The 25819-nt window shown below is 64.6% G+C and carries 24 protein-coding genes; 7 read left to right on the top strand and 17 right to left on the bottom strand.

The window, feature by feature from the left end:
• Window positions 1-9: 9 nt before the first annotated feature.
• From FAZ98_RS19000 to FAZ98_RS18955, 10 genes are all read right to left on the bottom strand, one after another.
• Window positions 10-396 carry a type II toxin-antitoxin system VapC family toxin gene (locus FAZ98_RS19000; RefSeq protein ID WP_158952833.1) on the bottom strand — a complete coding sequence of 129 codons (387 nt, stop codon included), beginning with the start codon at window positions 394-396 and terminating at the stop codon, window positions 10-12.
• Window positions 393-641, bottom strand: coding sequence for a type II toxin-antitoxin system Phd/YefM family antitoxin (locus FAZ98_RS18995; protein WP_158952832.1), 249 nt, complete (start codon window positions 639-641; stop codon window positions 393-395). Before FAZ98_RS18995 ends, FAZ98_RS19000 begins: the two co-directional genes overlap by 4 nt.
• 140 nt (window positions 642-781) lie before the next feature.
• On the bottom strand, window positions 782-1267 hold the full coding sequence (locus FAZ98_RS18990; protein ID WP_158952831.1) for an acyl-CoA thioesterase: 486 nt from the start codon (window positions 1265-1267) through the stop codon (window positions 782-784).
• 115 nt (window positions 1268-1382) lie between these two features.
• A complete protein-coding gene (locus FAZ98_RS18985; protein WP_158954055.1) occupies window positions 1383-2048 on the bottom strand; it encodes a phosphorylase in 666 nt (221 codons plus the stop codon).
• A 65-nt stretch (window positions 2049-2113) separates the two neighbouring features.
• Window positions 2114-4201 carry a squalene--hopene cyclase gene (gene shc / locus FAZ98_RS18980; protein ID WP_158952830.1) on the bottom strand — a complete coding sequence of 696 codons (2088 nt, stop codon included), beginning with the start codon at window positions 4199-4201 and terminating at the stop codon, window positions 2114-2116.
• Complete coding sequence (gene hpnE / locus FAZ98_RS18975) at window positions 4198-5466, bottom strand: hydroxysqualene dehydroxylase HpnE (RefSeq protein WP_158952829.1); 1269 nt, start codon at window positions 5464-5466, stop codon at window positions 4198-4200. The genes shc and hpnE overlap by 4 nt, the downstream gene beginning before the upstream one ends.
• The gene (hpnD, locus tag FAZ98_RS18970) at window positions 5466-6317 is read right to left on the bottom strand and encodes a presqualene diphosphate synthase HpnD (RefSeq protein ID WP_158952828.1); all 852 of its coding nucleotides are present in this window, start codon (window positions 6315-6317) and stop codon (window positions 5466-5468) included. The genes hpnE and hpnD overlap by 1 nt, the downstream gene beginning before the upstream one ends.
• Before the next feature lie 376 nt (window positions 6318-6693).
• Window positions 6694-7638, bottom strand: coding sequence for a sensor domain-containing diguanylate cyclase (locus FAZ98_RS18965; RefSeq protein WP_158952827.1), 945 nt, complete (start codon window positions 7636-7638; stop codon window positions 6694-6696).
• Window positions 7635-8258, bottom strand: a complete 624-nt coding sequence (locus FAZ98_RS18960) for a chemotaxis protein CheC (RefSeq protein WP_158952826.1) — start codon at window positions 8256-8258, stop codon at window positions 7635-7637. The genes FAZ98_RS18965 and FAZ98_RS18960 overlap by 4 nt, the downstream gene beginning before the upstream one ends.
• Window positions 8251-8619, bottom strand: a complete 369-nt coding sequence (locus FAZ98_RS18955; RefSeq protein WP_158952825.1) for a response regulator — start codon at window positions 8617-8619, stop codon at window positions 8251-8253. Before FAZ98_RS18955 ends, FAZ98_RS18960 begins: the two co-directional genes overlap by 8 nt.
• A gap of 635 nt (window positions 8620-9254) precedes the next feature.
• On the opposite strand from FAZ98_RS18955, the gene FAZ98_RS18950 reads away from it, so the two are divergent.
• Window positions 9255-11513 carry a hybrid sensor histidine kinase/response regulator gene (locus FAZ98_RS18950; protein ID WP_158952824.1) on the top strand — a complete coding sequence of 753 codons (2259 nt, stop codon included), beginning with the start codon at window positions 9255-9257 and terminating at the stop codon, window positions 11511-11513.
• An 83-nt stretch (window positions 11514-11596) separates the two neighbouring features.
• Complete coding sequence (locus tag FAZ98_RS18945; protein WP_158952823.1) at window positions 11597-12481, top strand: hypothetical protein; 885 nt, start codon at window positions 11597-11599, stop codon at window positions 12479-12481.
• A 30-nt stretch (window positions 12482-12511) separates the two neighbouring features.
• Here the strand turns inward: FAZ98_RS18945 and FAZ98_RS18940 are convergent, their stop codons facing one another.
• The 3 genes from FAZ98_RS18940 to arsC form a co-directional block, all read right to left on the bottom strand.
• The gene (locus FAZ98_RS18940) at window positions 12512-13066 is read right to left on the bottom strand and encodes an NADPH-dependent FMN reductase (protein ID WP_158952822.1); all 555 of its coding nucleotides are present in this window, start codon (window positions 13064-13066) and stop codon (window positions 12512-12514) included.
• A gap of 393 nt (window positions 13067-13459) precedes the next feature.
• Window positions 13460-14827, bottom strand: a complete 1368-nt coding sequence (locus tag FAZ98_RS18935) for a GntT/GntP/DsdX family permease (protein WP_158952821.1) — start codon at window positions 14825-14827, stop codon at window positions 13460-13462.
• Between the two features lie 54 nt (window positions 14828-14881).
• On the bottom strand, window positions 14882-15235 hold the full coding sequence (gene arsC / locus FAZ98_RS18930) for an arsenate reductase (glutaredoxin) (protein WP_158952820.1): 354 nt from the start codon (window positions 15233-15235) through the stop codon (window positions 14882-14884).
• Between the two features lie 66 nt (window positions 15236-15301).
• Here arsC and FAZ98_RS18925 point away from each other — a divergent pair, with 66 nt between their 5' ends.
• The 3 genes from FAZ98_RS18925 to FAZ98_RS18915 all read left to right on the top strand — a co-directional run bounded on the left by FAZ98_RS18925 (window position 15302) and on the right by FAZ98_RS18915 (window position 17557).
• A complete protein-coding gene (locus tag FAZ98_RS18925; protein ID WP_158952819.1) occupies window positions 15302-15562 on the top strand; it encodes a hypothetical protein in 261 nt (86 codons plus the stop codon).
• A 252-nt stretch (window positions 15563-15814) separates the two neighbouring features.
• Entirely contained in the window at window positions 15815-16477 is a 663-nt protein-coding gene (gene parA, locus FAZ98_RS18920) for a ParA family partition ATPase (protein WP_158952818.1), read from the top strand.
• Between the two features lie 24 nt (window positions 16478-16501).
• Entirely contained in the window at window positions 16502-17557 is a 1056-nt protein-coding gene (locus FAZ98_RS18915; protein ID WP_158952817.1) for a ParB/RepB/Spo0J family partition protein, read from the top strand.
• Between the two features lie 129 nt (window positions 17558-17686).
• Here the strand turns inward: FAZ98_RS18915 and FAZ98_RS18910 are convergent, their stop codons facing one another.
• Entirely contained in the window at window positions 17687-19042 is a 1356-nt protein-coding gene (locus FAZ98_RS18910; RefSeq protein WP_158952816.1) for a replication initiation protein, read from the bottom strand.
• A gap of 1845 nt (window positions 19043-20887) precedes the next feature.
• Between FAZ98_RS18910 and FAZ98_RS18905 the strand changes: the two genes are divergently transcribed.
• Window positions 20888-22090, top strand: a complete 1203-nt coding sequence (locus FAZ98_RS18905; protein ID WP_158952815.1) for a DNA-binding protein — start codon at window positions 20888-20890, stop codon at window positions 22088-22090.
• A 101-nt stretch (window positions 22091-22191) separates the two neighbouring features.
• On the opposite strand, the gene FAZ98_RS18900 is transcribed toward FAZ98_RS18905, so the two are convergent.
• The 3 genes from FAZ98_RS18900 to FAZ98_RS18890 form a co-directional block, all read right to left on the bottom strand.
• Window positions 22192-23184, bottom strand: coding sequence for a tyrosine-type recombinase/integrase (locus FAZ98_RS18900; protein WP_158952814.1), 993 nt, complete (start codon window positions 23182-23184; stop codon window positions 22192-22194).
• 92 nt (window positions 23185-23276) lie between these two features.
• Window positions 23277-23690: a DUF2471 family protein gene (locus FAZ98_RS18895; RefSeq protein WP_158952813.1), complete on the bottom strand. Its 414-nt coding sequence runs from the start codon at window positions 23688-23690 to the stop codon at window positions 23277-23279.
• 93 nt (window positions 23691-23783) lie between these two features.
• A complete protein-coding gene (locus FAZ98_RS18890) occupies window positions 23784-24470 on the bottom strand; it encodes a helix-turn-helix domain-containing protein (RefSeq protein WP_158952812.1) in 687 nt (228 codons plus the stop codon).
• 135 nt (window positions 24471-24605) lie between these two features.
• On the opposite strand from FAZ98_RS18890, the gene FAZ98_RS18885 reads away from it, so the two are divergent.
• Window positions 24606-25805 carry a glycine C-acetyltransferase gene (locus tag FAZ98_RS18885; protein ID WP_158954053.1) on the top strand — a complete coding sequence of 400 codons (1200 nt, stop codon included), beginning with the start codon at window positions 24606-24608 and terminating at the stop codon, window positions 25803-25805.
• Window positions 25806-25819: the final 14 nt, after the last annotated feature.

Genomic DNA, 25819 nt, shown 5'->3' with positions numbered 1-25819 from the left:
GCGGCGGCGTTAGACGAGCAGGATCGTGTCGCTGTAGCGGGCGACCTGCCGGTCATGCGTTATCAGCCGCAGCGGCTCCGTAAGCGACTGCGCGACGATCAACCGGTCGAAGGGGTCCTGATGGTGCAGGGGCAACCCTTCGACCACCACCGTGTGCTCGGCCTCGATCGGTAACAGCCAATAGCCGGCCGCGCGAAAATAGCCTAGCGCTGCCCGCCCGGATACGGGCATGTCGCCGCGCTGTAGCGAATACTTGATCGCGATTTCCCAGACGCTCGCAGCGCTTACGTGGATCGTCGTGGATTCGGCGAGGATGATTTCCCGCGCGGCGTCAGGCAACTTCGGGCTGTCGGTGATTGCCCAAAGCGCGATGTGCGTGTCGAGCAAAACGTTCAAGCGCCGCCTCCATTGAAAAGAGCGGCCACTTCGTCGTTATACGTGTCGATATCGTCCGGCACCTCGAATGCGCCTTTCGCCACGCCAATGCGGCGCTCCACCGGCGCAACCTCTTCAAGTGGCACAAGGCGCGCCACCGGGCGACCACCTCTTGCGATGATGATTTGCGGCTCACGCCCGAGTTCGACGTCTTCAACGAGACGCGACAACGCAGACTTGGCTTCGAGCATGTTGACGGTTTTCATAGTACGCCTCCAATCGCTCAGATTAGTCTAGTCTAGCTAAATCGATTAACCAAGAAAACGGGTTGTTCGTCCCAAAAAACAAAACCCGTCAGCCCCAAAGGCTGACGGGTTTTTATTCCAGCGCGAACGCCAGCAGGGGCTCAGTGCGCCGCCGCGTCCTCGTGTTCCGCTTCACGCTCGGCTTCGCGCGCCGCTGCCAGCGCCGTGGCATCGGCCGCCGTTTGCACGGTCTGGCGATAGCGCTCGTAGGCTTCGTCGGCGTAACGGATCTGTTCGCGGTTGTGCGGCGCGGGCAGGCCGTCGGCGCCGAGGTTCACGAACACCATCTTGTCGATCGTCAGAATGCTCTTGCGCGTGATCTTGTTGCGCACTTCGGCGCGCAGCGTGACGGACGTGCGGCCGAAATGCGTGGCCGTCATGCCCAGTTCGATGATGTCGCCCTGGCGCGCCGAGCTGACGAAATTGATTTCCGAGATGAACTTGGTCACCACGCGCTGGTTGTCGAGCTGACAAATGGCGTAGATGGCCGCTTCCTCGTCGATCCAGCGCAGCAAGCTGCCGCCGAACAAGGTGCCGTTGGGATTGAGGTCTTCCGGCTTGACCCACTTGCGAGTATGAAAATTCATGACTGATAACTCCCCGATTCGTGATCTGCCCCTCGATTCGAACAGAACCTAGGGTTAACGCCGAGATGTTACCAGAGATAGGGGTTTTCCCTAGTATTTCAATATTCGCGTGCGTTCAATCCGGAAAAAAAGCCGCCGAGTCCACCAGAACGCGCCGCGCGAGCGCCAGCGTTTGCCGCGCGGCCCTGGCGTCCCCGGCAATGCGCAGCAGTCCGCCCAGTTGCGACGGGTCGCGCGCGAGTTCGCGGATCACGGGGAGAACGGCGGTCGTGCCGTCGTCGCGCAGGCCGGCCATCGCGGCTTTAGGCAAGCTGCGCCAGGCCGGATCGACGATCGCGCGGCATACCGCGAACGGCACGCCGTGCGCGGCGGCCGCGGCGGCGGCCAGGTGCGATTCCATGTCGACGGCCAGCGCGCCGCTCGTGCGATGCAGCGCCGCTTTTTCCGCCGCGCCGGTGAGCGGTGCCGCCACGGCGGCTTCCACACCGCGCCGCACCCTCGCCGCGAGCGGCGAGGCCATGAGCGCTTCGGCCATGCGCGCGCTCCACGCGGCATCCGTCGCGACGCGGCCGAACGGGCCTTCCACGGCATCGGCGATCACCAGGGTTCCCGGCTCCAGGTCCGGCCCGAGACCGCCCGCCGTGCCGAAACTCACGATGCCCGCCGCGCCGCCTTCGAGCGCCTGCGCGAGCGCCGCTTGCAGCCAGTCGGCGCGCGCCGCGTAAACGGCGCGCACGCCGTCGTCGCCCTTGCCCGCGGCCACGCGCGCTTCGAACGCCATGCCGGCGACCGCGATCACGGGCAACACACGCGCAGGAAGTCGAGCATTCACGTGCAAAGCCCGGGTCACAGTCCCACCGTCACACGCGTTTCACCGGCGCGCGTGAGGTTGCGGTAGCGCGCGAGCGCCCACAGCGGGAAGAACTTGCGATAGCCGTGATAACGCAGATAGAACACGCGCGGGAAACCGGTGGCCGTGAAGCGCGTTTCGTCCCACAGGCCGTGCTCGCGCTGCGTCTTTTGCAGCCAGTCGATGCCGCGCGCCACCGCCGGGTGCTCGACCTTGCCCGCCGCCATCAGGCCGAGCAGCGCCCAGGCCGTTTGCGACGCCGTGCTGGCCGCGCGTTCGTAGCCGCGATACTCGAGCTTGTAGCTCGTGCCGTCCTCGCCCCAGCCGCCGTCGTCGTTCTGGATCTGGATCAGCCAGTTCGCGGCGCGCTGCATGCGCGGATCGCCGTGTTCGAGACCGGCCGCGTTGAGCGCGCTCAGCGCCGTCCACGTGCCGTAGATGTAGTTCATGCCCCAGCGGCCGTACCAGCTGCCGTCGGCTTCCTGTTCGTCGAGCAGATAGTTGTACGCGCGCCGCGCCGGTTCGCTCGCGGCCGGCGTTTCGCCGAGTTGCGCCAGCATCGACAGACAGCGGCCCGAGACGTCGGCCGTGGGCGGATCGAGCAGCGCGCCGTGGTCCGAGAACGGAATGTTGTTCAGATACTCGTGGGTGTTTTCCGGCTCGAACGCGCCCCAGCCGCCGTTGCTGCTCTGCATGCCGACCACCCATTCACGCGCCCGCGCAATGGGCGTGTCGTAGGCGTGCGCGCGGTCGAGCTTGTCCATGCGATCCATCGCGGCCACGACCACGGCCGTGTCGTCGACATCGGGATAATGCGGGTTCGCGTACTGGAACGCCCAGCCGCCCGGCCGCACGTCGGGGCGGCGCGAGATCCAGTCGCCGCGCACGTCGAGAATCTGCAGCGGGCGCAGCCATTCGAGCCCGCGCCGCGCCGCTTCCTCCGCGCGCGCCTCGCCGGTTTCGAGCAGCGCGTGCGCGGCCAGCGACGTGTCCCACACGGGCGACAAACACGGCTGCACGTAGGCTTCCTCGGTGTGCTCGGTCACGAGCTTTTCGAGCGACTGGCGGGCGATCGCGCGGTGCGGGTGATCGGCCGGATAGCCGAGCACGTCGTACATCATCACCGCGTTGGCCATCGCCGGGAAAATCGCGCCGAGGCCGTCTTCGCCATTCAGACGTTCGTCGACGAACGCCACCGCCGCGTCGATCGCGCGCTGGCGCAGATACGACGGGAACAGCGGATCGGTCACGCGCAGCACGCCGTCGATGGTGCGGAACACGCCGAACCAGCCCTTGCTCTGATGCGGCGCGCGCGCGTTCAAACCAACGGTCACGGGCGCGCAGTGGAACAGTTCGTCGATACGCACGCCGCGCGGGTTCTTCGCGACCGGCCGCTTCGCGCCCAGCACGAGCAGCGGCACGATCACGGTGCGCGCCCAGTACGAGACCTTCGAGAGATGGAACGGGAACCACTGCGGCAGCAGCGTGATTTCCACGGGCATCATGGGCACGGCGTACCACGTCACCACGCCGAACAGCGCGAGCAGGATGCGCGTGAACACGTTGACCTGCTCCGCGCCGCCCGCCGCGAGAATGGCCGCGCGCGCGCGCACCATGTGCTCGGCGTCTTCGGCGTCGCCGATCATCTTGAGCGCGAAATAGGCCTTCACGCTCGCGCTCACGTCCATCGCGCCGTCGGTGAACAGCGGCCAGCCGCCGCCCGGCAGTTGAATACGGCGCAGGTAGCGCGCGATCTTCTGCTCGAGTTCGAGGTTCGCCGTTTCGCCGAGGTAATGCACGAGCAGCACGTATTCGGCGGGAATCGTGGCGTCGGCTTCGAGTTCGTAGACCCAGTGGCCGTCGGCGCGCTGGTCGGCGAGGATCGCCTCGGTGGCGCGCACGACGGAAGCGTCGAGCGCGGCCGCACCTTGCGCGGCCACGGGCTGCGGGCGCGCGGTATCGGCAAACTCAGCGGCGAACGCGGGCAGGGGCGTGGAGACGGGATTCGGCGTGACGGTGTCAGCGCTGGCAGGGCGGCTGACAAGCTCGTCTTCGGTTGGCAGGGCGTGGGATAAATCGTTCATCGGCGTTCCATGTTCTCCGTCAGCAGCAGATCCGCGGCCTTGCGGCCGGAGCGAATCGCGCCTTCGATCGTTGCGGGCAGACCGGTAGCCGTCCAGTCGCCTGCGAGCATCAAATTGGTCCAGCGAGTGCGCGCCGCGGGACGGCGCCACTCTTCCTCGGGCACGGCCGCGAAGGTCGCGCGCGCGTCGGCGGCAACGCGCCACGCGGGCATCGGCTCGAGCGGCAGCGTGGCGGCCGCGGCCACCTCGCCCCAGACGCGCCGCGCCAGCACCTCGGGGTCGAGGTCGAGCACGTCGCGCGCGTCGTGGATCGTCGCCGAAAGCCGGGCGTCGCTCGCGCACAGCCAGTTGGCCGTGCCGTTGACAAGCGCCATCGGCGTGACGAGTCCGGGCGGCGCCGGCACCGCGAAATGCACGGTGACGATCGCCGTATGCTGTTGCGGCGCCTGCAACGCGGGCACGAGCGCCGCGGCGGTTGCGCCGGGCACGGCGAGCACCACGGCTTCGTCGGGCGCGAGCGCGACGCGCCCATCGGCGAAATCGAGTGCGGCGACACGCTGCGACGCGTCGTCGTACACGATCTCCTTGAGCGGCGCCCCGAGATGGATCGCCGCGCCGCCGTGCTGGAGCATGCGCAACGCCGGATCGACGAACGCGCTCGAGAGCCCGCCGCGCGCCGCCAGCGGCCGGAACGCCTCGCCGCCCGCCGCCAGCGCCTCGCGCAGCATCGCGCCGGCCAGTTCCGCGCTGCCGTGGCGCGGCTCCACATTGAGCGCCGAAACGAAGAACGGGCGCAGCAGGCGGTCCCACAGCAGGCCGTCGCAGCGCATGGTCTGCTCCATCGTGCGGCCGGGCTTCGCGAACAGCAGCGGCAGCAGCGCGAGGTAATCCGCGGCGCGGGTGCCGGGCACGCGGGCGCGCGCGTCGCCGATCCAGAACGGCATGCGCGAGCGCGCGAAACGCACTGTCCAGCGCGAGCGCGCCGCCAGATCCATGAATGCGAAACCCGGCTCGCTCGCGCCCGCCAGCGCTTCCGCCGCGCCGATCGCCCGCACGTATTCGAGCGTTTGCGCGTGGCCCGCGAGCACCAGATGGTTACCGCTGTCGAGCGTCGCGTTGAGCGTGCGGTCGTAGTACGAACGGCACCGTCCACCCGCCTGAGCGGCCGCCTCGTAGAGCGCGACCTGCACGCCGCGCCGCTGCAGGCGGGCAGCCGTCGCGAGGCCTGCCAGCCCCGCGCCGATCACGTGGACGAGCCGCGGCATCAGAACAACCAGTAGCGCGCGACGATCCACATCAGCCGCGCGCGCGGCTTGCTGACTTTCGTGCGCGGCAGGTCGAACCCGCGTTTGACCGTGCGTTCGAGCAGCACGCGATAGACGCCGGACATGATGCGCGGCGCCCTGACTTCGGCGCGCGGCGCGGCGTCCATGATCGCGTCGGCTTCGGCGAAATGCGCGAGCGCGCGCTGCACGAGCGTGTCGCACACGCGCGGCAGTTTCGCATCCGCGGCGATCTGATGCGGATTCGACGCGCCGATACCCTCGCGCGCCAGCAGTTCGCGCGGCAGATAGCAGCGGTTGATGTCCGCGTCTTCGTCGATGTCGCGCAGGATGTTCGTCAGTTGCAGCGCGCGTCCCAGATGGTGCGACAGCGCGCGGCCGGGCGCCTCCTGCATCCCGAAAATTCTCACCGACAGGCGGCCCGCCGCGCTCGCCACGCGGTCGCAGTAGAGATCGAGCGTGGCTTCGTCGGGCGCGCAGATGTCCTCGGCCGCGTCCATCGCCATGCCGTCGATCATCGCGTGGAAGTCCTCGCGCTGCAGCCCGAACGTATGGATGTGACGCGTGAGCGCTGCCAGCGAGGCGCGCGGCGTGCCGGCGTAGCACGCGTCGATGTCGGCGCGCCACTGGTCGAGCGCCGCCGCACGCTCGGCGCGCGGGAGGTCGCTGTCCGCGATGTCGTCGACAGCGCGGCAAAAAGCGTAGACCTGATACATGGCGTCGCGCTGCGCGGGAGGCAGAATCCGCATCGCCAGATAAAACGAGCTGCCCGACGAAGCGGCGGCGGCGTCGGTGTGTTGTGTATCGTCCACGACGAGGTTGGAAACGGCCAAGACGATCTCCGCTGGGGGCGCCCTCGGCGGGGCGTTGCGACAATTCGGGCCCGCTTTGCTGCGGGTCGCCCGCGCGCGCGGACACGCGCGAGGCACCCGGCCCTGAATTCGTCTTGCACAAGAAAGACGGCAGGCCGGAAACGGGCCAAAGTATATCAACGTTTGGGATGCCCCGCAGGCAGCGCGGGGCCGCCGGGTGCGAGGCTTGCGTGGGCGGCCGTTTCTGGCCGGCGCGTTCGGCGCGATGGCGCGGCGGGGCGGCGCCTGCGCGTCAGGGAATCGCCGGTGCGCGCGGCACGGAACGGTGGCGCATCGAGCGAAATCGAATGGCGCTAGCGGCGTTAGCAGCGCTGGCGGTCCAAGCGGCTAAAGCGGCTCAGGCGAGCGCGACCGAGCGGTTGCGGCCCTGGCGCTTGGCGGCGTAGAGCGCCGCGTCGGCTTCGGTGATCATGCCTTCGTAATCCGCCGAGCCCGTGCGCGCCGTGGCGGCGCCCACGCTGGCCGTGACGGGCACGATCACGCCCTGCACCTCGACCGGTTCGTCGCCGATGGTGCGGCGAATCTTCTCCGCGACGTACAGCGCGTCGTCGAGCGGCGTACACGGCAGCAGCAGCGCGAATTCCTCGCCGCCGAACCGCCCGAACACGTCGGTGTTGCGCACCACGTCGGCCACGCGCTGCGCCATCGAACGCAGCACGATGTCGCCGGCCACGTGACCGAATTCGTCGTTGATGCGCTTGAAGTGGTCGAGGTCGAACAGCAGCATCGACAACTGGCCGCCATAACGTTGCCAGCGCGAGAATTCGTCGGCGAGACGCGACTCGAAATAGCGTCGATTGGCGATGCCCGTGAGGCCGTCGCGATCGGCGTATTCGCGCAGCTTCGCCACGGCTTCCTCGCGCTCGCGCTGCATCACGCTCACGTGCGTCACGTCGGAAATCGTCACGCACACGGCCACCACCTCGCGGCCATGCATGAGCGGCATGAACGTGCAGTCCTGCTGCATGTAATCCACGCCGCCCGTGATGGGCCGGTCGTGATCGAACTGGAACAGATACGGCCGTTGCTCCCACGAGCTGAACGCGAAGCTGCCGAGCTGGAACACGCTCTCCACCTTGCGCGTGAGCCACGCGCGCGGCAGATCGGGGAAACGTTCGAAGATCGACCGGCCGATCACGTCCTCGGCCGCGAAGCCGCTGTGGTCCTGCATGAAGCGGTTCCACGACAGCACGCTGAGGTCGCGGTCGACCACGAAGATGCCGAAACCGACCCGCTCGACGACGAGATCGGACAGGGAGGGCAAACCGGCTTGGTCGTTCATAGGCTATGCAGCAGCGCGTCGATGGCCCGGCTCACGACATGAATCGATTCCTCGGCCATGAGCATGACGAGGTGAGCGCGGAAACGGTGATCTTCCAGCGCGAAATTGACTTCCACCAGCAGCGCCACGTCCCACGCGAGCAGACCCGGCTGGAACACCTGGTCGAGCATGATCGCCTCGCCGAGCAGGCCCGGCTGCGAGAACACGGGCAGGCGGCCGAGCTGGTCCAGCATCGACGAGACACACGCGCCCGTGAGCACGTTGGCCACGTCGAACATCAGCTCTTCTTCGCTGAGATGATCGTCTTCGCTGTGCGCGTAAGGACCGCCCACCAGGCTGCCGAGCGAAGCGATCTCGCCGCTGCGGCAGATCACCAGCGCCTCGCCCTTGATCTCCGAGCGGAAACCCTGGCGCACGGCGGCCACGGGACCGTCGATACCGGTCATCTCGCGCAACGCGGCGGCGGCTTCCGAGACCGCGACCACGCGCACGCGCGGCACCGAAAGCTCGATGAAGGCGTTGAGCAGCCCCGAGAGGCGCGTCGCCGCCTGGCCCATGCCGAGATTGGCGATTTCCTGGAGCGCGTCGCGCTGAAGTTCTGTGAACACTCGATCAGGCATACAACCCGTACTCCTTCAGGATGGGCAGCAGCGCCTCCTGGGTTACCGGCTTCGCGATGAACGCCGCCGCGCCGAGCGCCTGCACGCGCTCGCGGGCGCGCGGCTGGACGTCCGCCGAAACGACGATCACGAACGTGTTCAGGTCTTCGTGCTGCAAGGCTTCGAGCACCTGAAACCCCGTCATGTCGGGCATGGTGAGGTCGAGAAACATGACCTCGGCACGACCGTCGCGGTAAAGCGCAAGCGCTTCTTTTCCGTTCGACGCGTACGAAATCTCGACGTCCCAGCCCTCGGGCAGCGCCTTCGTGAGCACCTTGCGGGCTAACAGCGAGTCATCGGCGATCACGATGGGCAAGGACATTGGATATGCTGATTGAGTGTGCGTTGGACGGAGTGCGTTTTGTCGTATTAACGGCGGCGCGCGCAATTACTTTAGGGAAAATTGTGCGGAATTTGCGTTATGCGTAATGCATGAAAGGAACGGCGGGGCGACGGGCCTGCGCGCATAGGCGAAAGCGTGCGGCCGGTGCGTCGCGCGATGGACGCCGGCGGCCCCGGAAATTCGGCAATTGGCCGAAAGGCCCCTCTTCTGCATGGATGCAGCCCCGTAGCACGGCCGCGCGCATTGGTCTGTGGCGCAGCGCTCATGCAAACACGTTAATTATCGTGCACGCGATTCTCGAATCAAATTGAATCAAATGCAACTCGCCGATAACGAATACGCGAACAAAATTAACTCCACTTGGCGAAATTTTCGAAATAATTGATCGATCCCTTAAATAATTTCCGTTGATTATCCTTTTGTGTACGTTTGCGCTTCGCCGATTTTCGCGAATTTAGGCAACTACGAAGGAAAATTAACTTTCGAGGTTTCTTTCGAAATATTTGAGACTCGCCCGCGATATCCGTCGCGATTGCACATCTCGCCGAAGCATCGCCGCCGTCGTTTATCATGTAGCGGTCTTGCCGCTTTTTTTCAGCCCCTTTTTCCGTCCGATGATTGCTGACCGGCCCGAGCGGCCCGACGAACGCCCTCTCACGCCGCCGCCGCGCACTGAAGACGTGCCGTTTCCGGCCGCGCCGGGACACGACTTCACCGTGCGGCGCCGGACCCTGCTCGCCTTGTTGCTCGCGGCGATCGTGCTGCCTTGCATCTACGTGGCCGCCATGGCCTGGAGCGATCTGCGCACGCGTGAAGCCGACGCCACCGACGTCACGCTGCGCACCGTGCGCGTGGCCGAGGAGCACGCGCTCAAGGTGTTCGACATGAACGAGGCGCTCGACGCGCGCGTGGTCGAACTCGTGCACGGCCTGAACGACGACGGCATTCGCGCGAACGAAGCGCAGATCCACGAGAAGCTCAAGTCGATCGGCGGCGGCTATCCGCAAGTGGCGGCCGTGTCGATCTTCGGCCAGGACGGCGACCTGCTCGCGAGCAGCCGCTACGCCGAACCGCCGCCCGTCTCGATCGTCGCGCGCGACGACTTCATGGGCATTCGCGACGGCCGCGTGATCGACCACGTTTCGCGCGTCATGCAGGCGCAGGTGAGCGGCGAAGCCGTCTTCAACACCGGCGTGGCGCGCCGCGATGACGGCGACGCCTTCGCGGGCATCGTTTCCGTGGCGCTGCGGCCGAGCTACTTCAGCAAGTTCTATCGCGAACTGCTCGGCCCCGATTCGCCGATGGATCTCGCGCTCGTGCGCAGCGACGGCGCGATCCTCGCGCTCGAACCGCCGTCGCGCACCCGCTCGCAAACCATTACGCCGATGTCGCCGCTGCACTCGGCGCTCATGCGCGGCAGCGACAGCGGCGTCGTGCACATGAAGTCGGAATTGATCGGCAGCAACGTGATCGTCGCGTACCGGCGCGTGGGCGCGTACCCCGTCTACGTGACCTGCGCGTATCGCACGCCCGCGATCTGGGCCGCGTGGTACGGCCATCTGAGCGTGCTCATCATCTCCATGTTCATGCCGTCGATCGCGCTCTGGTGCGTGATCTGGCTCTCGCTGCGCCGCCTCGCCGCCGAAGAGGAGGCGTGGGAGCGCTGGCAGGCCGAAGCGTCGATGCGGCGCTCGATCGAATCCGCGTACCGGCAGTCGCGCAAGATGGAAGCGCTCGGCAATCTCGTCGGCAGCGTCGCGCACGACTTCAACAATCTGCTGATGATCGTTTCGGCCAACGTGCAGATCGCGCGGCGGCGCGGCGCGGCCGGCCTCGACCGCGAATTGTCGGCCATGGAACGCGCGCTCAAGAGCGGCCAGTCGCTCACGCGCCAGTTGCTCGGCGTCGCGCGCAAGCAGCCGCTGCGCAACGAAACCATCCACGTGGGACGCTGGCTGCCGGCGTGCCGCGAGTTGCTGGGCGCCTCGCTGGGCGCGAAGGTCTCGCTCGTGGTCGATGTCGCCGACGACGTGTGGCCGGTGCTCGTCGACGTCGCCGAATTCGAACTCGCGCTCATCAATCTCGCCGTCAACGCGCGCGACGCGATGCCCAACGGCGGCCGCTTTACCGTGAACGCGCGCAACATCAGCTTCCGCCCGAACGAAGGCTTTCCGCTCGACGGCGACTTCGTTCATCTCTCGCTCGAGGACACGGGCACGGGCATGCCGCCCGAAGTGCTCGCGCGCGCGTTCGAACCGCTCTACACGACGAAGTCGAAGGGCACCGGCACCGGTCTCGGGCTGCCGCAGGTGTTCGCGTTCTGCGAGCGCTCGGGCGGTCTCGCGGCCATCGACAGTGCGATTGGCGCGGGCACGACCGTGCATCTGTACCTGCCGCGCTCGCTCGCCGAGCCGGTCGCGCCGCGCGTGAACGAACCGGGCGAGGAAAGCGCCGAGGTGAAGCAGGGACTCGGCGTGCTGCTCGTCGAGGACAACGACGAAGTGGCGGCCGGCACCGAGGCGTTGTTGCAGATGATGGGGCACCGCGTGACCTGCGCGAGCGACGCCGCGAGCGCGCTCGCGCGCATCAAGGCGCCGCCTGGCGAGGACGAACGCACGCCGCGCTTCGACCTCGTGCTCTCCGACATTCACATGCCGGGCACGATGAACGGCATCGATCTCGCCGAGGCGCTGCAAAGCCTCGAGCCCACGCTGCCCGTGATTCTCGTGACGGGCTACGCCGAGGAACTCGAACGCGCGCGCAACGTGGACGTGCGCGTGCTCTCGAAGCCGTTCGACATCGCGCTGCTGGAGAAAATGCTCGACGCGATTCGCGGCGACCGCCAGACGCGCGCGCGGGACGCCACGCACTGAGGCACGGCGGATCGGCGCACGGCACGCGATTTGCGGTGCTTCGAGGGATATTTTTCCCGCGTAGCCATTCGAAGGAGATCGCCATGAAACAGACCGTGACGGGCCTTTTCAAGTCCTACGACGAAGCGCTGCACGCGCAGGCCGCGCTGCTGCAGCGCGGTTTTGCGGCCAGCGAAATCGACTTGCCCGCGCAGAACGAGGGCGTGCTCGCCGGCATCGAACGCCTCGTAACGAGCTTTTTCTCGACCACGGGCGACGTGCGTCAAACCACGGCCGAGCAGCAAGGCGAAGCCACGCCACCGCTGGGCGAAAGCGTGCGCATCGGCGTTCATGTCGACGACGAGGTGCACGCCGAACTCGCGGCGGAAACGCTGCGCGCGGAACATGCGCTCGAAGTCGCGCGCCGCGGCGCGCCGTGGACTTGGCCGGCGGCATCGACGGATCACCCCGCGGTGCCCGACGCACAGCGCGAGCATTCGGCGCTCGACGAACTGGGATTGGGCGATATCGCCGATGCCATGCGCCGCCGCGCCCACGCCGCCGCCACGCCGCCCACCGAAGCGACGGCCTCCACTGTGACGCCCGCGGCCACGCCTGTTGTCGACACGATCAATCCGGTCGATCCGCTCAACGAGGCCGAAGCAACCGTGCTCACGGCCGCGAGCGCACCGGGCGCGGGGGCGGTGATGGGCGTGCATCACGTGGAGGTCGTGGACGCGCCCGTGGTCGAGGCGCCGGTGGTGAACGTGCCGGCCGCGCCCGAGGCGAAAGCGCCCGCGCAGGGCGTCGCGCCGCAGATTCCGAACGAGTTCCTGGAGTTCGAGGAAGCTTCGTCGGAACCTCATCCGGAACCTCACGAAGCGCCGGCGAGCCCGGCGGCCAGTCAGACGCAGCGCCAGGCAACGGGGCAATCCGCGGATCAGGCTACGACCCCGGCGCCGGGGCAGCCGCCGCGCACGTTGCACTGAGCGCGGCAGTCGCCGTTGTGGTGTCAGGCGTCAGCGGCCGAGCTGGCGCTTGACCCACGTGACGTAGGCATCGACGAAACCCTGCAGGAATTTGCGCGTATCGTCGCTAACGATTTCGCCTTTTTCGTTGATGCGCGAGGTGTCGTGCTTGATGAACATCTCGGGCTGCGCGAGCACCGCCACGTCGAGATACGCGAGCACGTTGCGCAGATGCTGCTGCGAAAGCGCCGTGCCCATCGCGCCCAGCGATGTCCCGAGCACCGCGCCCGGCTTGCCGCCCCACGAATTCGTGCCCCACGGGCGCGACCCCCAATCGAGCGCATTTTTGAGCACGCCCGGAATCGAGCGGTTGTATTCGGGCGTGACGAACAGCAGCGCGTCGGCGGCTTCGATCTGCTTCTTGAAGTTGCGCGCGACCTCGGGATAGTCGGCGTCGTAATCCTGCGAATAAAGCGGCAGCACGCCGATATCGAGATATTCGAAGCTGAAGTCGGGCGGTGCCAGCGACGTCACCGCGTGCGCGAGTTGGCGATTGAACGATTCCTTGCGCAGACTGCCGACCACGACTGCAATTTTGTATGCCATCTCAGTGTCCTCATCGGGGTTTTCTTCGGTACTCGGATCGCGCGCGAGAAACGCGGCGGAAGCAGGCACCATCATAGGCGCGCGCGATTTCTCACGTCGCGTAGGAGGACGAGACGGAACGCAGCGGACTGCCGATGTGGATAACTCGAGGGGCCACTGATTTATCCACAATTTTTGGGCATAAGGTTGTGGACAACTTACCCGCAGCGCCGGTGTGGCCGGGCCTCGCTTGGGATTCGCCCGCACGTTTTCAAAGGTGCATATTGTGTGAGCTTTTCGCGTCGATTTCGATGCGAATCACGTCGCGCGCGGCGCTTTATGCCGATTGTCGGCATGCGCGCCGCACGGTACAGCGAACGTCCGGGCAGCCGAGGCGTGGCGGTGTCGGGTGCGTTACGCGAGCACGTTCCAGAGCACCAGCGTGAGTACGAGGCCGACGACGGACACGATGGTTTGCAGGATCGACCAAACGAAGACGGTTTGTTTGAGTTGCAGGCCGAAGTACTCGCGCACCATCCAGAAGCCCGCATCGTTCACCTGGCAGAAGAACACCGAACCCGCACCGATGGCCAGCGCCATCAGCGAGCTATGCGGCGCGCTCAAACCGGTGACGACGGGCGCGACGATACCCGCCGTCGCCGTGGTCGCGACCGTGGCGGAACCGGTAGCCTGACGCAGGGCCACGGCGATCAACCATGCGAGCAACAACAGCGGCAAGTGCGCACCGACGGCGATCTTGCTGATCGTCGTGCTGATTCCGGCCAGCACGAGTGCCTGCTTCAAACCGCCGCCCGCGCCGATCGTGAGCAGCAGGCCGGCGATGGGCGGCAAGCTCTTGCGCAGAATGCCGCCGACGCGATCGCGCGGCATGCCGCGTGACCAGCCCAACGCCACGATCGCAAACAGAACGGTGAGCCCGAGTGCGATGAGCGGCTCACCCAAAAAATCCAGCGTTTCGTAGGCGAGCGTTTTCGGCGTGAGCGCGAGGCGCGCGACCGTTCGGCCCAGCATCAGCAATGCGGGCAACAGAATCGTCAGCAGCGAAACGCCGAATCCGGGTGCGGCAAGTTGCGAATCATGACTTGTAAAAAGTTTACCGAGATCTTCCGGTTCGGCGACATGCATCCGGCGCGACAGCCACGAACCGTAGATCGGACCGGCGAGCACGACCGCGGGCAACGCGACGATCAGACCCAGACCGAGTGTGATGCCGAGATCCGCATGCAAGGCGCTCACGGCGATGAGCGGACCGGGATGCGGCGGCAGCAGCGCATGCAGCGTGGTCATGCCCGCAAGCGCGGGAATTGCGATGCGCAAAATCGGCTGCTTCGAGCGACGCGCCATCACGAAGATGATCGGCACCATCATCACGAGACCCACTTCGAAGAACAACGGCAAGCCGATGATGACCGCGACGAGCGCCATCATCCACGGCAGCGCACGCGGCGTGGAATGGTCGAGCAGCGTGGTGACGAGCCGGTCGGCCGCGCCGGACTCGGCCATGAGCGCACCCAACATCGCGCCCAGCGCGATGATGATGCCGACGTCGCCGAGCAGCGCGCCCGCGCCTTTGCTGAATGCGCTAGCGATGGCTTCGAGCGGCAAGCCGGCCGCAAAACCGGCCGCGAAAGTCCCGACAAGAATCGACAGGAACGGGGCGAGCTTCAGCGCGCTGATCAGGATGACGATCAGTGCGAGACCGAGCACGCAGGAGAGGATGAGCTGGGTGTCGTGAAACGACCAGGCAGCAAGGGTGGTCACGGGCTTCTCTTGTTGTCGTAATGGGTTTGGAAAACGCGGGGGAAACGCGAATGCTTATTCGAACAGCGCTTCGATGTTTTCGGTTGGCCGGCCAATCACGGCACGGCCGTCGCGAACGACGATCGGTCGTTGCAACAGGATTGGGTGCTTTGCGATGGCTTCGTACAACGCTTCATCGGTGACATGCTCCGCGCCGAGGTTCAAATCGGCGTACTCCGTTTCGCCGGTGCGGACCATCTCGCGCAGCGGAACGCCGAGCAATGCACGCAGCGCCTTGAGTTGATCGACGCCAAGCGGTTGCTTGAGGTACTCGATGACTTCGACGGTCTCGCCGGCGTGACCTTGTGCGACGAGTTCGCAGGCTGCGCGAGACTTCGAGCACCGGGGGTTGTGATAGATCGTGATCATGATTCGTGCAAAAGCCGAGAGGGTAGTGGGTTGAGGCGTAGACGCCGCGATTTTACCGGGCGAAGCGTGAAGGGCTTGGGCGGACGCGCAGCCCATATTGGCGCCGGGGGCTTTATGCGCATAAAGGTTGGTGTGCTCGGTGTGGTGCTGCGCGGTGGCTTGCATGGCGCGGGCACGTTCGCAGATCTCGCCGACGTGTATGCGTTTTGGAATCGCGAGCGCGAGATGCTTCGCTTCGGCAAGCGGCTTTCATCATGGGCTTCTGATGTTTCTGGCGCGTTGCCTGCCCGCCCGAAAAATCTCGACGGGGCGGTGCACCGAAATTAACGACGTTAGATGACAGCGCGACAACGCAATCGACCGCTTCACTTCTACCCGGGAGCAAGGACCCGCATGTGAAGACGGCTTCGACACGATGAGCAGCAAAGGGGGCTTTATGCGCATAAAGCCCCGGCCGCCACCTTTATGCGCATAAACCTCATCCGAATGGCTAAATCTGGACGATATTTCGTAAAAATCATTGAATCGAAAAACATTCCAGGTAGAATTCGAAGCCAACAGGAAAAAGGAGAACTCCAGGTGGCAGCTGAGATCATCGCAGTCACGCAGCAAAAGGGCGGGGTCGGCAAAAGTACGATCGCGATGCATCTGGGTGCTGCGTTCCACGAAAAGGGCAAACGCGTGCTCGTCGTCGACGCGGACGGCCAGAACACCCTCGTTCACTGGGCTAGCGCATCGGCCGACGGCGAAGCCGGTATTCCGTTTCCTGTGGTGAACCTTTCCGAAGCCGGCGGCCAGATCCATCGCGAGATCAAGAAGTTCATCGGCGACTACGACATCATCGTCGTCGACTGCCCGCCCTCGATCACCGAAAAAGTCTCAGGCGTCGTGCTGCTCGCCGCGACGGTCGCCGTCATTCCAACGTCGTCGTCCCCGGCTGACTACTGGTCGAGCGTTGGCCTCGTCAAGTTGATCCAGCAGGCCCAGGTGATGAATGAAGATCTGCGCGCCGTGTTCCTGCTGAACAAGACAGAAGAGAAGCGCATGCTCACGCGCGAACTGAAGCGTGCGCTGGAGGAGTTGGGATTTCCGCTGCTGAAGACGCAGATCCCGACGCGCGAAGCGTACAAGCAAGCCATGGCGCTTGGCCAAACCGTATTGCAGATGAACGACCGCGGCGCCCGGCTTGCCGCGATGGAAGTGCGCGCATGCGCCGACGAAATCGCGGCGATGCTCCCCTGACTTTATGCGCATAAAGGACCCTGAATGAAACCCTCCCAATTCGCTAAAGGCTTCCAGGCACGCCCGGATACGACGAGCAGCGAGAAGCGCACCGCCCTCGACCGCCTCAACGCCATCGACGGCCTCGTCGAGGACAAGCCGAAAGCTCGCGAGGTGACGGGCCGCGCGAGCCAGCCGGTTGTCGACGCCGTCGTGGAGGCACCGGTCATCGTTGAAAACGAGTCGGCCGAATACCACGCGTGGCGCGTCCAGCACGCTTATCGCCCGGGGCAAATCATCGAACTGCCGCTGAAGGCGATCAAGCCCAGCCCGTTCAATCCCCGCCATTTCTACCTGAAGGGGTCGATTGCCGAACTGGCCGTCAATCTCGCGAAGCAGGGTCAGCAGCAGGCCATTCACGTCATTCCCGACTATCAGACGCCGGGCACGTATTACGTGAGCGACGGCGGTCGTCGGGTGCGCGCGCTCAAGGAAGCCAACAAGGAAGTCGTGAAGGCGATCGTCGTCGATCTGCCCATCGGAATCCAGAGCTACAAGCTCGGTTACGACCTCAACGTGCAGCGCGATTCGCAGACGGTGTTCGACAACGCCGTCGTGTGGAAGCGCTTTATCGACGACAAGCATTTCCAGAGTCAACGCGAACTCGCGGACCATCTAGGTCTCGACGAATCGACAGTGGCGGTCGCGCTTTCCATCGGCAAGCTGCCGGAAGCGGTGATGCAGGAGATGGTCGCGCGCCCCGACCGCTTCGGCTCGAACATGGCGTATCAGGTCGGCCGCTACCACGGCGCGCGCGGCACCGAATCCACGCTGCGACTCATCAATCGCATCGTCGCCGACGATCTGAGCACGCGGCAGGTTGCCGATATCGTCAAGGGTCGCGCCAGCGCCCAGGAAACGCCGAAACCGGCGGGACGTCAGCGCTACGCGCAACGACTCGAGATCAAGCTCGATGGGGTATCGGTCGGCGATCTAAAGTCGTATGGCGACGACCGGCTCGAATTGCGCCTTAAGGGACTGTCGAAGGATCGCCGCGACGAGATCCTGCAGCAGATCGAGCAGATCCTGAAGACGAAGTAAGCGGCCAGTGGTAGACGATCCCGGCGAGCATGCCTTCGATCACGAAGGCTTCGCCGGTTTTTTTTCAAAAAGGCACTGCGGGACGATTCTCCGGCAGAACGCCGGAGCGAGAAGGTCAGCACGCCGCGATCAGGCCGCGCGAGTCTGATTCAGCGTGAAGGACAGCAGATCGCCATCCGTGGGTGCGCCCCACGTCTTGCGGGCAAGCCAGTCGAAAAACGCCGAGTCTGCGAGCTTCGAATCCAGCCCACGACGGCGCCAGTCGTCGCGCAAATGCGCGCCGAGCCCGGGCAACTCATCCGCTTCGAACGATTGCCGCGCGACTTCGCGCTCCGCGTCGCCCTGCTCGTCGTAGAGCGCGCGCGCCTCCTTGCGACGCCATGCGGCATATTCGTCGAGCAAACGCGCCTTCGGATCGTCCGCGGTCACCGAGGCGGTCACACGTCCCGCGGCCGGCGCCGCGCCGGCCTGCGTCTCGACCGGCGGCGCATAGCCCTTTTTCAACGCGTCCTTGAAGAGAGCCGCGGCGCTGCGCACGGGCGGCAGGCTCGTGCTGCGCATGCGCTGCTCCGTCAGTTGCAGGGCGGCGCGAATGCGGTTTTCCTCGCTGTCGGCGTAAAGCGACTGGGCTTCCTTGAGCGGGATGCCGATCTTGACCATCCGGTCCACGAGCGTGCTGTCGAAAACGTTCGGATGTTCATCGAGCGCGAGCATCGGTTGCTTGCGCTCGGTCACGCGGAACTGGATCTCGGCGACGCGCCGTCCTTCGCGATGCTCGATCAGCTCGACGAAAATGTTCGTGACGGCATTCACTTCGGCGATCGCGGGCCGCAGGTAATCGCGCTTGAAGTATTTGTATTCGCGCTTGGCCTCGTCGCCGGCTTCGGTATCCGGCGTGCCGGAAAGGATCGGCCGCCACCATTCCCACGTTTCCCGCATCGTCAGATGGCTGGGATTCGTGAGATAGCGCACGCAGATCTCGTAAAGCGCGAGACCCGCGCTGCTGCGCAGCTGGCTCTGGAACTGCAGACTCAAGCGCGCATACTGAACCGGATCGAGCAACTTCTTCTTGATCTTCGGCGCGAACGAGAACTCGACCCAGACCCGCCGCGTGGTTGGGTCTTCGAGAATTTCGGCGTCGGCGATCAACGTGGAAATGCCCCACTTGCGCCCTGGCTTCTGGCTCGACGTACCCTGGCTCCATTCGACCTGCACCGACACCATGCGACGCAGGTGTTCCTTCACGAGCGCGGTATCGTTCGAGTCGAAGGCCGAATTGGCGACGATGTCCGAGAGCAGCGCACGATAGGTGTCGCCGGACTCGTCCGCCTGCTGGGCGACGGCAAGCAGCACGTTGAACAGCTTGCGCGTCAGGAGGGTGATTTTGCCGCTTTTCGGCTGGATCGCGATCGCCTCGACGGCTTTGCGCAATTCCGCCGAACTGGGACTCACCACATCGGTTTTTTTCACGCGCTTCGTGGCCATGCGTCGAGTCGAGGAGGGAATTTCGCGAAAGCATACCGTCTGGGGTGATAGACGTCTATAGGGCCTATCTCACCATTCCTGGTGATGCGCGATCCGAGCGGCGAACTCACCGCCAGGCGATCCCGAAAAGCCTCACCTCAGCGCAAACCCGCGCCCGGCCTGGTGCTTTGACTGTTGGGGATTTGCCCGTTGGCCGCGTTTTGCGACCGGAACTCAAGGTCCAGAATGCCTCCCGTATTAGCTCACCTCAAAAATTTTGCCGGAAAGAGCCGTATTGGCTGACCGCGGGAGGCGGTGAAGTGAAGTGGCCGCCGTTCGGCGCATGATGGATTGCTTCATGACGCATCAACGCCCGCGAAGCGCTCTATCCCAGCCTTTTACCAACAGAAATCGCTGAATTTTGGCGTCCAGGCGTGAAATCGGCTCGCCATCGGCGCAGAATTTCGGTTTTGGATCCCGAAAATCCCCACCTTTCCCGCTTGCGACGATGAGAATCCAGCTTGCCGGGATCCTTACCCAGTCGCGTTTGAGCGTGTTTTCGTTCCCGGAAAATCTCACCTTTGACGTAGGGAGAGCGATTGAAGCCTGGGCTGCGAGGGCTCCCGAAAAGCATCACCTGTTTGATGGCTTTAGCAGAAAAATCAATAGAATCCACCACTTATCCACAAACGACGAAGCAGGCAGAACATCGCGCAGCGCCCCGTAAAATCTCACCTTAAACCACCCGATACGCAAGGCGCGGCCAAAAAACAGCCCGAACCATGACTCCCGTAAAGCCTCACCTCAGGATTCCAGGAGCGTCAGTCCATTCCGGAAATGTTCACGTAAATCCGGGCCTTCTAGCGCAGTGACCGCCCACTTCTTCCTGTATTGCCTCACCTCAAGGCTTTTGCGGGCACAAAATCGCTCCTGCAAAGCCTCACCTCAAGCGCCTTTGCGTGCCGTGAAGTCTGCATAAATCGCACCACCGACCACCGGTCCCGAAAACTCTCACCTTGGAGCGGCGCAATGACCGCCAAGGCGAGTGCGATACATCGAAGCCAACTTCGGTCCGGTCTTCGATCTCCCGAAAATACTCACCTCAAGCCCGAAAAAGCGGCCGAGGGCGCGGATTTGGCCTCGAAGCCCCGAAAAACCTCACCCTCACGGCGATTTCTTTCCTGATTAAACTCACCTGCGCTGCCGAGCCCCGCTAATTCGACCCAAAAACTCACTCAATCGACGGTCCTGAATCCGCTCACTGTTGCATTTCCCGTAACAGCGTCATATTTTCCGCGTATCGCCCAGCCGGCCGGTATCATCCTCCCGAATTCGCTCACCTTTGCCGCGGAGTCAAGAATTACGGCGCTCCCGAACCCGCTCACGACCTTTCCCGCTGTTCCTCACCCACAGTCCCGAACCCCGTCACCGCGCAATCCCGCAAGCGCTCACCAGGCTTCCCGTAAAGCTTCACCTGATCGCCCGGAAAGCCTTGCCTGGTAAGGGTTTGCCTTGGCGTTAACGTTTTTAATAAGGTATTAAGGGTGTTTACTTTTATGACTCTCAAGCATCACGAACCCCGCGAGTCGCCCAAGATATCCACACTTCCCCCCAACACCGACGATGACGCTCGCGTGAAACAATCCGTACGCGTAGAATGAATGCGAAATTTCGTCGGTTTATCAATGCCTTATGAAACAAACCTCGCTTTGTTTCACGATAGTCAGGCGACATCGCCGCGATAGAAACGGTCGAATCGCCCAAGAAAGCGCCGCGACCGCCTAGCGGAGCCAGGACCACGAAAATATGTAGCAAATAACACGTAATTTGTTATTATTCGGCCACTCCCCTGCCGAGAATACGAATATGCGTGATCAAGACCGCGAGGTTATCCGCGAAGAACTCGACAAACTGCGCGCAAACGGTGCGCGACGGCAGGAGTTGTCGTTGCATGCCTGCAAGCGTTTGTTCTTCGATTTCGAGATTCGCCCGTCGATGGCCACCGTCCGCGATCTGACGCAGACCGGCAGTGCCAGCGACATTCCCAAAGACATCGAGCTGTTTTGGCAGCGCATTCGCAGCACATCGAAAGTGCGGGTCGGTGCGGGCGCGATTCCGCCTGCGCTCGAAGAACGCGCGGGCGAGTTGCTGGGTGCGCTGTTCGAATCATCGCTGGCGCTCGCGCGCGAAGCCTTGCAAGCCGAGCGTGCCGAATTCGAAGCCGGACAGCGCGACGCCGAGCAGGCCACCCGCGAAGCCGAAGCGCGCCGCGCCGCCGCCGACGAGATGCTTCAGCGCAGCGAAGCCCGGACCGAAGCCGCCTACATTCGCGTTCGCGAGCTCGAAAGCCAGCTTGCGGCCAGTTCCGCGCAAGGCGTGCTGCATCAGGGCAATCGCGATGTCTTGCTGCAGCGGCTCGAAACAGAGAACGAGTCGCTACGTCAGCGCATCGAAACCGAACAAACGACGAACGCGGGTTTGCGCGACCGTATCGACGGTCTGCACGAAGAGATGCGCAAGAGCACCGAGCACTACGCGCAGCAAATCAAGGACGCCCTCGCGGAAGCCGAGCGGCGCGTCAAGCCGATGCTCGTCGAACTCGACTCGTTGCGCTCGATGTCGTCGACATGGCAGGCCGCGCAACGCGACGCGAGCAAAAAGGAATTCGACTTCATCCAGCAGATCGCGACCGCGAAGGCGCGCGCCGACCGGCTCGACGCGATTCTGCGCGAACGTTCGGATGAAGTGGATGTGTTGACGCGCCAGGTGTCGGCGCTGCGCGGGCAACAGGGCGTCGATGCCTCGGTGGCCGCGGTGTTGTGCTCGCTGGCCGAGGCCGGCCGCCTCGGCGAGAGCGAAATCGCGCAACTTGGCAAAGCGGTGGATGGTCACGTGAGCCTGCCGGCGCGGTGCCCCAATTGTCAGGAAGGCGAGCCGGAACTCGCGGAGGTGGAAGACGGCTTCGAGCTGTCGTGTCCGGAATGCGACTACACGTCGGGCCCGGGCGCCTCGCGGCTCGAAGCGCTCGCACGCTTTGCGGGCAAATCGGCGTCGCGCGTCAAGGTTTGAGGTGATGCTTTACGGGAGCGATTACGGCGCAGGAGGGTGAGGATATACGGGGCGCGTTGCCAGCTGAAACCGCCTGCCCGTGGGACTTTGCCGTATCGGCGTCACGACTCAACGTGATCGGCATTTGCCGCTGGCGAAGTCTCGCGTTCGCTCCATGCCTGCCAGGACCGGTAGAGCCGACCGGCCGATATGGGTTGCAGAAACCCGAGCCATTGCCCCACCTGATCGGTTTCTACGCCGCGTTCGAACAGATCGGCCGCGAAGGTATTGCGCAACGTCTGCGGACTCGCCCGCTCCGCGCGCGTTTGCGCGACGCCCGCTTCTTCCATCAAGGCGTCGATGGCGCGCAGCACGGTGGCCTTGTGCATGGGCCGGCCCGAAGGCGAGCCCGGAAACACGAGTTCGCCCGGCAAATTAGCGAGCCTTCGCGCTTCGAGCCATGCGCCGAGCACGTCGACGGCGAACGGCGCGAGCCGGGTCACGCGCGTGAACGCGGCATTGTCTGCCTCGATCGTCACCCACTCCGAACCGATCGCGACGCAGTCGAGTGTCAGCGCGATGGCGTCGCCGGTTTTTAAGCCACCGCCGAGAAAGATGGCGACGAGTGCGCGGTCGCGCCGCTCGCGCCAGCGTTTTGCCGCGGACTGTTCGACCAGCGGTGAAAACAGCTTGCCGATGATGGCGGCGCGTTCGTCCGCATTGAGAAAGCCGGTTGGCTCGTTTTCGCGCGCATTGCGCCACGCGGCCTCGCCGTCTTGCGCAATGAAGCGCGCGGGATTGGTGGAGGCCAGTTCGATTTCGCGGATGTGGTCGAGCACGCGTTCGATCAGTCGAAGATAGCGCAGTCGTTGCGGCTTCTTCACCTCGAGGCTCGCGACGAATTCGGCGATCGTGCCGGTGTCCACTGTCATGATGGTTTTGCGCTTGAGCGCGAGCCACTCGAGAAAGCGCCCCCATTGCACGCGGTAGACGTCGGCGGAAGAGCGGCGCAGATCCTGGGAAACCAGCCAGGCGTCGAAGGCGCCGACCGGATCGCGTTGCCAGTCGGCTCGCCGTTGATCGAAGAGGTCGCGTGAGGATGTAGAGGACACCATCTCTATCACTCCGTTAGTTGCATTACAGGTGATTATAGCGATAGTGCGCGCCGTCGGTCATGAGCCGGTAAACCGTGCGTTCTCAACTGCCACTAGCCGCCCCAGGCACGCATGCGTTTGACGGCCTCGTGACGCCTGGCCTGCTGGCGCGCAGCCTCCGCGCTTTGCGCCGCGCGTTCATACGCCGAGACGGCGAACGCAAATACCGCGGGCAACGCGTTCGATTGCCCGAAGTCCACGGTTTCGTCGGTTTCCGGAAATGCCAGGTCGTCTGGCCGCTGAAACAGGCCGAGCATGATCGCGTCGTGGCGGCTCGCAAAACCGAGATCGGCGAGCGCCTCGGCTTCGACGGCGTGCAGCAGGCGCCACGTGAGCGGCACGTGCTGGGCGATATAGCGTTGCGCGATGCTGCGAACGATGTGTTCGAGATCGCGGGCGGCGGCCTGAAAACGCAGGGCGGCCAGTTCCTGTTCGGACTGCGGTGGATGGGCGGGCGGGAGTGGCATTGACGGCTCCGGTCGGGCATTTACTGTATAAATATACAGTATTCGAGCCGATTACGCAGCCTCATCCGTTCGGCTAGCCGGGCGGCCGCACCTTCAGCCGTGAATCACCACGAGCAGCGCGCGCGCCTCGCCTTTTCCGACATTGCGGATCGCGTGCGGTTGATCCGCGATATAGCGCGCCGTGTCGGCGGCCTTGATGCGCTGCATGGCGCCCGCCGCTTCCACTTCCAGACTGCCCTGCAGCACCGTCAGATGCTCGCGCGTGCCGGGCTCGTGCGCGTTCGACACCAGCGCGCCGCCGGGCTTGAGCGTGAGTTCGTACCACTCGAAGCTGCCGGCCAGTTCGATCGGACCCCACACGCGCAGCTGGTAGCCCGCGTCCTGACCGTGCAGCGTGGGAATGTCGTGCGGACCGGCCACCGCAATGGCTTCGGGCGCCTTCGGCGCGGCAAACAGCGAGTCGAGCTTGACGCCCAGCGCGTTCGTCAGCCGCCACGCCACGGCAATGGTGGGATTCGCCTTGTCCCGTTCGATTTCCGATAGCATCGATTTCGAGACGCCCGCCGCGCGCGACAGATCGTCGAGCGTCATCTTGCGCTCGGTGCGCAGGCGCTGGATCTGCTCGCCCACGCGCGGCGGCACCGTCGCCGTGGAAGCGGACGAAGCGGCCGCCGTGGAGACGGCCGCCGTGGAAACGGTAGCCGCCGTGGCCGGCGCTTCCCCATGCGCGGCCGACGACGCGGCGCGCGGTTTGCGGGTGCTTGCGCGTGTGCTTGTCATTCACGGCCTCATCGTTTAGAGTTCGTTCGGTATATCGAACATAGGTTCGAAATAAAGAAAATGTTCGCTCATGGCTGACGGCGACTATAGCAGCCGCGGCCGCCCCTGTCAGGAGCCCGAGACATGTCCGACCCGATGCGTACCCCGTACCTCGACCACCTGCGCGCCACGCTCGAGCAGATCCGCGCCGACGGCTTTTACAAGCACGAGCGCGTGATTGCCACGCCGCAATCCGCCGGCATTCAGCTTGCGAATGGTGCCGACGTTCTCAACTTCTGTGCCAACAATTACCTCGGCCTCGCCAACGACGCGCGGCTCGTCGCGGCGGCGAAGGACGGACTCGATCGCGACGGCTTCGGCATGGCGTCGGTGCGTTTCATTTGCGGCACGCAAACCGTGCACAAGCAGCTCGAGAGTGCGCTCGCGGCGTTCCTGCAGACCGAGGACTGCATTCTCTATTCGAGCTGCTTCGACGCGAACGGCGGTCTGTTCGAAACGCTGCTCGGCGACGAAGACGCCATCATCAGCGACGAACTCAATCACGCGAGCATCATCGACGGCGTGCGGCTCTCGAAGGCGCGCCGCTATCGCTACAAGAACAACGATCTTTCGGACCTCGAAGCAAAGCTGCAGGAGGCCGATGCCGCCGGCGCGCGCTACAAGCTCATCGCAACCGACGGCGTATTCTCCATGGACGGCATCATCGCCGACCTCAAGGGCATCTGCGATCTCGCCGACCGCTATGGCGCGCTCGTCATGGTGGACGACTCGCACGCGGTGGGCTTTATCGGCGAACACGGCCGCGGCACGCCCGAACATTGCGGCGTCGCGCAGCGCGTGGACATCATCACGGGCACGTTGGGCAAGGCGCTCGGCGGCGCCTCGGGCGGCTATGTCGCGGCGAAAAAGGAAGTGGTCGAATTGCTGCGCCAGCGTTCGCGCCCGTACCTGTTTTCGAACACGCTCACGCCGAGCATCGCCGCCGCGTCGCTGGCCGTGCTCGAACTGATCGCGAGCGAAGAAGGCGCACAGCTGCGCCGCCGCGTGCGCGAAAACGGCGCGCAATTCCGCCGCGACATGAGCGCGCTCGGCTTCACGCTCGTGCCGGGCGAGCATCCGATCATTCCGGTGATGCTCGGCGACGCGCAAGTGGCCTCGAAAATGGCCGACGCATTGCTCGGCGAAGGCGTCTACGTGATTGGCTTCTCGTATCCGGTCGTGCCGAAGGGCCGCGCGCGCATTCGCACGCAGATGAGCGCGGCGCACACGCCGGAGCAGATCGGGCGGGCCGTCGACGCCTTCGCGCGCGTGGGCAAGCAGCTCGGCGTGATTTGATAGGGAATCCGAAA

The sequence above is a fragment of the Paraburkholderia acidisoli genome (assembly GCF_009789675.1).
GTDB classification, from domain to species: domain Bacteria; phylum Pseudomonadota; class Gammaproteobacteria; order Burkholderiales; family Burkholderiaceae; genus Paraburkholderia; species Paraburkholderia acidisoli.
Note: the sequence above shows the minus strand (reverse complement) of the source record. Positions and strands in the feature narration are given on the sequence as shown.

Coding starts and splice junctions, on each gene's coding strand:
- FAZ98_RS18950 (WP_158952824.1), top strand. CDS start 9,255: ATGATTGCTGACCGGCCCGAGCGGCCCGACGAACGCCCTCTCACGCCG.
- FAZ98_RS18990 (WP_158952831.1), bottom strand. CDS start 1,267: ATGAATTTTCATACTCGCAAGTGGGTCAAGCCGGAAGACCTCAATCCC.
- FAZ98_RS18940 (WP_158952822.1), bottom strand. CDS start 13,066: ATGGCATACAAAATTGCAGTCGTGGTCGGCAGTCTGCGCAAGGAATCG.
- hpnE (WP_158952829.1), bottom strand. CDS start 5,466: ATGCCGCGGCTCGTCCACGTGATCGGCGCGGGGCTGGCAGGCCTCGCG.
- FAZ98_RS18900 (WP_158952814.1), bottom strand. CDS start 23,184: ATGGTGTCCTCTACATCCTCACGCGACCTCTTCGATCAACGGCGAGCC.
- FAZ98_RS18945 (WP_158952823.1), top strand. CDS start 11,597: ATGAAACAGACCGTGACGGGCCTTTTCAAGTCCTACGACGAAGCGCTG.
- FAZ98_RS18915 (WP_158952817.1), top strand. CDS start 16,502: ATGAAACCCTCCCAATTCGCTAAAGGCTTCCAGGCACGCCCGGATACG.
- arsC (WP_158952820.1), bottom strand. CDS start 15,235: ATGATCACGATCTATCACAACCCCCGGTGCTCGAAGTCTCGCGCAGCC.
- FAZ98_RS18995 (WP_158952832.1), bottom strand. CDS start 641: ATGAAAACCGTCAACATGCTCGAAGCCAAGTCTGCGTTGTCGCGTCTC.
- FAZ98_RS18960 (WP_158952826.1), bottom strand. CDS start 8,258: ATGCCTGATCGAGTGTTCACAGAACTTCAGCGCGACGCGCTCCAGGAA.
- FAZ98_RS18910 (WP_158952816.1), bottom strand. CDS start 19,042: ATGGCCACGAAGCGCGTGAAAAAAACCGATGTGGTGAGTCCCAGTTCG.
- FAZ98_RS18885 (WP_158954053.1), top strand. CDS start 24,606: ATGCGTACCCCGTACCTCGACCACCTGCGCGCCACGCTCGAGCAGATC.
- FAZ98_RS18905 (WP_158952815.1), top strand. CDS start 20,888: ATGCGTGATCAAGACCGCGAGGTTATCCGCGAAGAACTCGACAAACTG.
- FAZ98_RS18895 (WP_158952813.1), bottom strand. CDS start 23,690: ATGCCACTCCCGCCCGCCCATCCACCGCAGTCCGAACAGGAACTGGCC.
- FAZ98_RS18955 (WP_158952825.1), bottom strand. CDS start 8,619: ATGTCCTTGCCCATCGTGATCGCCGATGACTCGCTGTTAGCCCGCAAG.
- shc (WP_158952830.1), bottom strand. CDS start 4,201: ATGAACGATTTATCCCACGCCCTGCCAACCGAAGACGAGCTTGTCAGC.
- FAZ98_RS18985 (WP_158954055.1), bottom strand. CDS start 2,048: ATGGCGTTCGAAGCGCGCGTGGCCGCGGGCAAGGGCGACGACGGCGTG.
- FAZ98_RS18890 (WP_158952812.1), bottom strand. CDS start 24,470: ATGACAAGCACACGCGCAAGCACCCGCAAACCGCGCGCCGCGTCGTCG.
- FAZ98_RS18965 (WP_158952827.1), bottom strand. CDS start 7,638: ATGAACGACCAAGCCGGTTTGCCCTCCCTGTCCGATCTCGTCGTCGAG.